We start from the raw sequence: 5,158 nt of genomic DNA, 5'->3' as shown, positions 1-5,158 counted from the left end.
GCGGCGGCGCCGCCGCTCCTCCGGGACCACGCGTTTCGGCATCGCCGTCTCCTCCCGCCGGGGTCTTATGCCAACGCCATTGACCTTACGTCGGCGCACGGCGTTGTATCTCCGGCCAGGGGCCCCACCCCGTCTGCCGTCCACGAGGACGGACCTGACGGAACCGAGACGAACCAAGACGAACCAAGACGAACCAAGACGAACCCGGGACGAACCCGAGACGAAAGGGAGTGCTCGTCATGCGCGTACTGCTCGTGGGAGCGGGCGGAGTGGGCACCGCGATCACCCGGATCGCGGCCCGGCGGCCGTTCTTCGACCGGATGGTCGTGGCCGATCACGACCCGGCCCGGGCCGAGGCGGCGGTCGCGGCCCTCGGCCCGGACGGCGCCCGCTTCCGCGCCGAGCGCGTGGACGCCGGCGACGAGGCGCAGGTGACGGCGCTGCTCGAGCGGCACGGCTGCGACGTCCTGCTCAACGCCACCGACCCCCGGTTCGTGATGCCGCTGTTCCGGGCCGCGCGCGGCGCCGGCGCCACCTATGTCGACATGGCGATGTCCCTGTCCCGGCCGCATCCCGAGCGGCCGTACGAGGAGTGCGGGGTGAAGCTCGGCGACGAGCAGTTCGCGCAGGCCGGGGAGTGGGCCGGGGCGGGCGCGCTGGCACTGGTCGGCATGGGGGTGGAGCCCGGTCTGTCGGACGTCTTCGCCCGGTACGCCGCCGACGAACTCTTCGACACCATCGAGGAGATCGGGGTCCGCGACGGCGCGAACCTCACCGTGGACGGCTACGCCTTCGCGCCGTCCTTCAGCATCTGGACCACCATCGAGGAGTGCCTCAACCCGCCCGTGGTCTACGAGGCGGAGCGCGGCTGGTTCACCACCGAACCCTTCAGCGAGCCGGAGGTCTTCGACTTCCCCGAGGGCATCGGCCCGGTGGAGTGCGTGAACGTCGAGCACGAGGAGGTGCTGCTCGTCCCGCGCTGGGTCGACGCGCGCCGCGTCACCTTCAAGTACGGCCTGGGCCGGGAGTTCATCGACACCCTCAGGACGCTGCACCTGCTGGGTCTCGACCGCACCGCACCGGTGACCGTCCCCGGGCCCGAGGGGCCGGTGGAGGTCTCCCCCAGGGACGTGGTCGCCGCCTGCCTGCCCGACCCGGCGGCACTGGGCGACCGGATGCGCGGCAAGACCTGTGCGGGCACCTGGGTGCGGGGGGTGAAGGACGGGGCGCCGCGGGAGGTGTACCTGTACCACGTGGTCGACAACGAGTGGTCCATGGCGGAGTACGGCTGCCAGGCCGTGGTGTGGCAGACCGCCGTCAACCCGGTCGTGGCCCTCGAACTGCTCGCCACGGGCGCCTGGTCCGGTGCGGGCGTCCTCGGTCCGGAGGCGTTCCCCGCCGGGCCGTTCCTGGACCTGCTGACCGCCTACGGCTCACCCTGGGGCATGCGCGAGCAGTGACCTGCCGCACCCGTTCCGCTGTTTCACCGTGTGTCGACAGGTCACCCGAAAAGGAGCAAGGCACCCCCAAGGGTGCGCATCCACTCCGATCGCAGGTGACTTTCGATGGAAAACTGGCGGAACCGCGCGGCCTGCAGGACCGAGGACCCGGACCTCTTCTTCCCGATCGGCTCCTCCGGACCGGCCCTGCTGCAGACGGAGCAGGCCAAGGCGGTGTGCCGACGCTGTCCCGTCCGGGAGCAGTGCCTCCAGTGGGCGCTGGACACGGGGCAGTCCATCGGAGTGTGGGGCGGCACGAGCGAGACGGAACGGCGTGCGCTCAAGCGGCGTATCGCCGCACGGCGCTCTTCGGGCTGACCCCGCCTCCGGGCCTTCCCGCGGCCCCTCGGCATCCTCCGGGGCCGGCCGCGCGGGCTTCTCCCTCAGCCGCCGGTCCGGCGCAGTGGCCCCCAGGGACCCTCCTGGCGGGCCACTTCCGTCTTCGCCTCGTCGATCACCGAGGGGTCGATCCAGCACACCGGGCGGACGTCCGTGACCAGCGGTTCGTTGTCGGGGCCGCGGCCGTTCTCCCGGCCCTCGAGCACCCAGGGCCGCACGCCGGGACCCTTGTCCCGCGGCAGATGCGCGTAGTCGTGCAGCCGTCGGGCCACCCACAGCCCCACCGGCCGTTCCTGCCACCACCGCTCCACGTCGAGCGGGTTCGCGGACAGGCCGGGCATGGACACGCCGGTGAGCTCGTCGGTGCTCGTCACGGCGGGCAGGTCGGTCGCCGGGCCGCGGGACCAGCGGACGTACAGTCCGCGGTCCCGCTCGACCAGAGCGGTGAGTTCGGCGAGGGTCCTGACGACCGGCATGCCGTCCGCTGTGCCCATGGGCGACCTCCCTCCACGACGCAGTACCCGCCCAGCGGAAACGGAATCGACTCTTCCGCCACGGGCGTCCGTCCGCGCGCCGCCGGGTACACCGCAGTACGCTCGCGAAACACCACCGGAAGGGACCGAACCATGAGCGTGCGGGTGCGCCGAGTCCACGAACCGCCCGAACCGGACGACGGGGTCCGCGTCCTGGTCGACCGGCTGTGGCCGCGCGGTCTGACGAAGGAGGCGGCGCGGGTGGACGAGTGGCCCAAGGGGCTGACCCCGTCGACCGAGCTGCGCCGCTGGTACCACGCGGGCGAGGGGACGTACGAGGAGTTCCGCGGGCGCTACGAGGCGGAGCTGGCCGCTCCCGAGGCCGCCGGACTCCTGGACCGGGTGCGCGAGCTCGCCGGGAAGGGCCCCGTGACGCTGCTGACCGCGTCCAGGACGCCGGAACGCAGCCACGCCGAGGTGCTGGCCCGCCTCCTCGAGGACTGAGGGGCGGGCCGCACCGCGCGCCCTACGCCGTCTGCCCGGCCGCCGCCCGCCCCGCCGCGCGGCCCGAGAAGAGGCAGCCGCCGAGGAAGGTGCCCTCGAGGGCGTTGTAACCGTGGACGCCGCCCCCGCCGAAGCCCGCGACCTCCCCGGCCGCGTACAGCCCCTCGACCGGCCGGCCGTCGGCACCGAGCGCACGGGAGTCGAGGTCGGTCTGGATGCCGCCGAGGGTCTTGCGGGTGAGGACGTGCAGCTTGACCCCGATCAGCGGGCCGGCCGCCGGGTCGAGGAGGCGGTGCGGGGTGGCGACCCGGCCGAGGCGGTCGCCGAGGTAGCGGCGGGCGTTGCGGATGCCCTGCACCTGGGCGTCCTTGCTGTACGCGTTGCCCATCTGGAGGTCCCGGGCCTCGATCTGGCGCCGGAGGCCGGCCGCGTCGAGCAGGGGCTCGTCGGTGAGCGCGTTCATCTTCTCCACCAGTTGCTCCAGGGTGGGGGCGGTCACGAAGTCCGCGCCGTTGCGCAGGAACGCGTCCACCGGTCCGGGAGCGCCCTTGCCCAGCACCCGTTCGCGCAGGAACCCGGCCCGGTCCTTGGCGGTGATGTCGGGGTTCTGCTCGGAGCCCGACAGGGCGAACTCCTTCTCGATGATCTTCTGGGTGAGGACGAACCAGGAGTGGTCGTACCGGGCGATGTCCTCGGTGGTGCGCAGGTGCTTCAGCGTGCCGAGGGTGTCGTAGCCGGGCAGGCAGGGCTCGGGCAGGCGACGGCCGAGCGCGTCGAACCACATCGAGGACGGTCCGGGCAGGATGCGGATGCCGTGTCCGGGCCAGATCGGGTCCCAGTTGCGCAGGCCCTCGGTGTAGTGCCACATGCGGTCCCGGTTGACCAGCCGCACGCCCGCGCGGGCGCTGATGTCGAGCATCCGCCCGTCGACGTAGGCCGGGACGCCCGTGACCATCTCGCGGGGCGGGGTGCCGAGCCGCTCGGGCCAGTGGCGGCGGACGAGGTCGTGGTCGGCGCCGATGCCGCCGCTGGTGACGATCACGGCCTGGGCGGTGAGCTCGAACGCGCCGATCTCCTCACGGCTGGAGGCGACCCCGCGCGGCGCGTCGTCCTCGGCCAGCACCGTGCCGCGCACCCCGCGCGCGGCGCCCTCCTCGACGACCAGTTCGTCGACCCGGTGGCGGTGGTGGAAGGTGAGCAGTCCGTCGCGCGCGGCCTGCCGGGCGTACCGGACGAAGGGTTCGACGACCCCGGTCCCGGTACCCCAGGCGATGTGGAAGCGGGGCACGGTGTTGCCGTGCCCGTCCGCGCGGAGGTCGCCGCGCTCGGCCCAGCCGACCGTGGGCAGGAACCTGATGCCGTGCCCGTCCAGCCAGGACCGCTTCTCTCCCGCCGCCCACTCGACGTAGGCCCGTGCCCAGCGCGCCGCCCAGCTGTCCTCGTCGTCCAGCCGGTCGAAGCCCGCGCTGCCGCGCCAGTCGCTCCAGGCCAGCTCGAAGGAGTCCTTGATGCCCAGGCGCCGCTGCTCCGGGGAGCCGACGAGGAACAGCCCGCCGAAGGACCAGAAGGCCTGGCCCCCGAGGTTGGCGGCGTTCTCCTGGTCGACCAGGGCGACCCGGCGGCCCCTGCTGGTCAGTTCGTGGGCCGCGACCAGGCCCGCGAGGCCCGCTCCGACCACGATGACGTCGGCGTCCATGACGAGAAGTCCCTCCCTCATCCGCGCCCGTGCGCGGCCGGCTCGGTGCCGTCGGTGAGCAGCGCGGTCAGCAGTTGTCTCAGCCAGACGCGGGCGCCCGCGACGTCCCGGTCCAGCAGCAGTCGGGTGGTGACGCCGTCGTACGCGGCGACCACGGCGTGCGCGGCGCCGTCCGCGTCGCCCAGGACGGCGGGCAGTTCGGTGTGGCCGCGGGCCCGGGCCAGCCGGTCCGCGACGGCCCGCCGCAGCCGCGCCCGGTGCTCCAGCAGAGCGCGCGCCACCTCCGGGTCGCGGGCGGCGCGCACCAGGAAGTCCGTCTTGACCAGCAGCCAGTCGCGGTCGAGCAGCAGCACCTCGGCGACCCGGTCCACGGCGGCGGGCACGTCGAGGTCGGGTCCGCCCCGGGCGAGGGCTTCGGACACCTGCTCCGCGATCAGCTCGGCGCGCTCCGCGTACAGCGCGAAGAACAGCTCGTCCAGGCCGGAGAAGTTGGAGTAGAAGGCGCCCCGGGTGTAGCCGGCGGCCTCGCAGACCTGCTCGATCGAGACGTGCCCGAAGCCCTTGGCCGCGAACACGGAGAACGCCGCCCGGAGGAGGTTCGCGCGCGTGCGGGCGCGGCGCCCGGTCACGCGCGCGAACCTCCTCCG

The 5,158-nt window shown here is 73.5% G+C and carries 6 protein-coding genes; 3 read left to right on the top strand and 3 right to left on the bottom strand.

The window, feature by feature from the left end; genetic code table 11:
- Nucleotides 1-239 precede the first annotated feature (239 nt).
- Together B7L92_RS34520 and B7L92_RS34515 are read left to right on the top strand one after the other, a co-directional pair.
- Entirely contained in the window at nt 240-1,460 is a 1,221-nt protein-coding gene (locus B7L92_RS34520) for a saccharopine dehydrogenase family protein (protein WP_081241178.1), read from the top strand.
- 105 nt (nt 1,461-1,565) lie between these two features.
- Nucleotides 1,566-1,817 carry a WhiB family transcriptional regulator gene (locus tag B7L92_RS34515; protein ID WP_081241177.1) on the top strand — a complete coding sequence of 84 codons (252 nt, stop codon included), beginning with the start codon at nt 1,566-1,568 and terminating at the stop codon, nt 1,815-1,817.
- A 65-nt stretch (nt 1,818-1,882) separates the two neighbouring features.
- Here B7L92_RS34515 and B7L92_RS34510 read toward each other — a convergent pair whose 3' ends face one another.
- Nucleotides 1,883-2,332 (bottom strand): DUF6098 family protein, encoded by a 450-nt coding sequence (locus B7L92_RS34510; protein WP_081241176.1) that lies wholly within the window; start codon nt 2,330-2,332, stop codon nt 1,883-1,885.
- 132 nt (nt 2,333-2,464) lie between these two features.
- On the opposite strand from B7L92_RS34510, the gene B7L92_RS34505 reads away from it, so the two are divergent.
- On the top strand, nt 2,465-2,815 hold the full coding sequence (locus tag B7L92_RS34505; protein WP_004991937.1) for a DUF488 domain-containing protein: 351 nt from the start codon (nt 2,465-2,467) through the stop codon (nt 2,813-2,815).
- Nucleotides 2,816-2,837: 22 nt separating this feature from the next.
- Here the strand turns inward: B7L92_RS34505 and B7L92_RS34500 are convergent, their stop codons facing one another.
- Nucleotides 2,838-4,511 (bottom strand): FAD-binding dehydrogenase, encoded by a 1,674-nt coding sequence (locus tag B7L92_RS34500; RefSeq protein WP_081241175.1) that lies wholly within the window; start codon nt 4,509-4,511, stop codon nt 2,838-2,840.
- Between the two features lie 17 nt (nt 4,512-4,528).
- A complete protein-coding gene (locus tag B7L92_RS34495; RefSeq protein WP_081241174.1) occupies nt 4,529-5,140 on the bottom strand; it encodes a TetR/AcrR family transcriptional regulator in 612 nt (203 codons plus the stop codon).
- Nucleotides 5,141-5,158: the final 18 nt, after the last annotated feature.

Origin of the sequence: Streptomyces viridosporus, assembly GCF_002078235.1 — a bacterium.
GTDB classification, from domain to species: domain Bacteria; phylum Actinomycetota; class Actinomycetes; order Streptomycetales; family Streptomycetaceae; genus Streptomyces; species Streptomyces viridosporus.
The sequence above is the reverse complement of the archived record's forward strand: the minus strand, read 5'-3'. Positions and strand labels throughout refer to the sequence as shown.